This window comes from Paenisporosarcina sp. P4_D4, assembly GCF_056401835.1.
On sequence record NZ_JBFUIO010000294.1, the window covers coordinates 1 to 1390 of the forward strand.

A 1390-nucleotide genomic window follows, 5' to 3' on the forward strand; every position below is an offset into this window, starting at 1 on the left:
GTGTAGTGCAACTTGAATATGCAGTCACAAGAGGATGGATTACTGAATCAGAGAAGAATCAAATATTAGGTGCAGAATCATTATCTGATTTCAATCTTGTTTAATTCATTAAATAATAAAGTATAAGAATGGAGGTGAAGTTTATTGAGAGAAGCTATAAATTTTACATTTGATGGTATCTCATCTGAGGATATGGGTGTTATGATTGCCTCCCCTGATGGAGGATTATACGATGAGTCGTTTATGCCACAGAGAAGTATCGTTGAAGTGAAAATACCCAAAAAGCATTTACCTTATTATCAGAGAGTAGAATATGAACCACTTTCTTTTTCTTTGACTATTTTTATTAGTGAATGGCAAGAACGAGACAACTTAAGGCAGATTGCTAGATGGTTATTCCAAGATTTTTATAAACCATTAATATTTGATACGAATCCTAATCGAGTATTCTACGCAATCATTGAAGGTGATCCAAGATTAAAACATAATGGTGCAAAACAAGGTTATGTTGAAATTGACATTCGATGTAATTCACCTTTCACATATGGTCACACTCAAGAAATTGAGGGAATTGAAGTTAGAGTAACTAATCCAACAAATGAAACAACGATTTACAATGAAGGTGATATGACGATTAAGCCTAGAGCTTGGATTACTAAAAAGGTTAGTAGTGGCTCAATCAATATTGCAAATGAATCAAATAATCAACTTGTAATACTTAACAATTTGCAATTAGATGAGGAAGTATTTATCGACTTTGAGAATTTAGAAATCGTATCATCACTTGAAAGTTTAGGTGTATACCACTTTGACGACCACAATGACGTTTGGCTTGAATTAATTGAAGGAGACAATTTCCTAAGTTTCATAGGAGATTTTGATATTCGATTTGAATTCGAGAAGGTTTATTTAGCTGATTAATAAATTATAAAATGGAGGTTTTATTATGGAAAATAAAAATAAATTATCAGAAGGTACAATGGCTTGGGTGCGACTTGCTTTGTTTGCTTTACCATTGATTAATACAATTTTAGTTATGGCAGGAATTGAACCACTACCTTTTGATGAGCATCAACTTGAAAACATTTTAATTATGGTTGCTGGATTTGTTGCTGGTCTATGGGCATGGTACAAGGATAATAACGTTAGCAAGAAAGCTCAATTGAAGAAAGCTGCAACTGAAAACAAAACTGAACAAGAGTTAAAACAATTAGCAGGGAAATAGTCTTCCTTGCTTTTTTCTTTTGTCTAAGAAAGAAAGGATGATGAATAATGACATTTAAAATGAAATATACATGGCGTGAAGATTTCATTCAAAAAGGAACTTTACGTAGAAGTGGAATTAAGATGCCTAGCGTTCGATTCGTAGTGGTTCACGATACAGGAGCTC

At 32.9% G+C, this 1390-nt stretch carries 2 protein-coding genes; both read left to right on the plus strand.

Annotated features, from left to right (window positions below):
• Positions 1 to 144 precede the first annotated feature (144 nt).
• Positions 145 to 921: a distal tail protein Dit gene (locus AC1DSL_RS18240; protein ID WP_477533335.1), complete on the plus strand. Its 777-nt coding sequence runs from the start codon at positions 145 to 147 to the stop codon at positions 919 to 921.
• Positions 922 to 946: 25 nt separating this feature from the next.
• Positions 947 to 1225 carry a phage holin gene (locus AC1DSL_RS18245; protein WP_477533336.1) on the plus strand — a complete coding sequence of 93 codons (279 nt, stop codon included), beginning with the start codon at positions 947 to 949 and terminating at the stop codon, positions 1223 to 1225.
• The last annotated feature ends 165 nt before the right edge of the window (positions 1226 to 1390 follow it).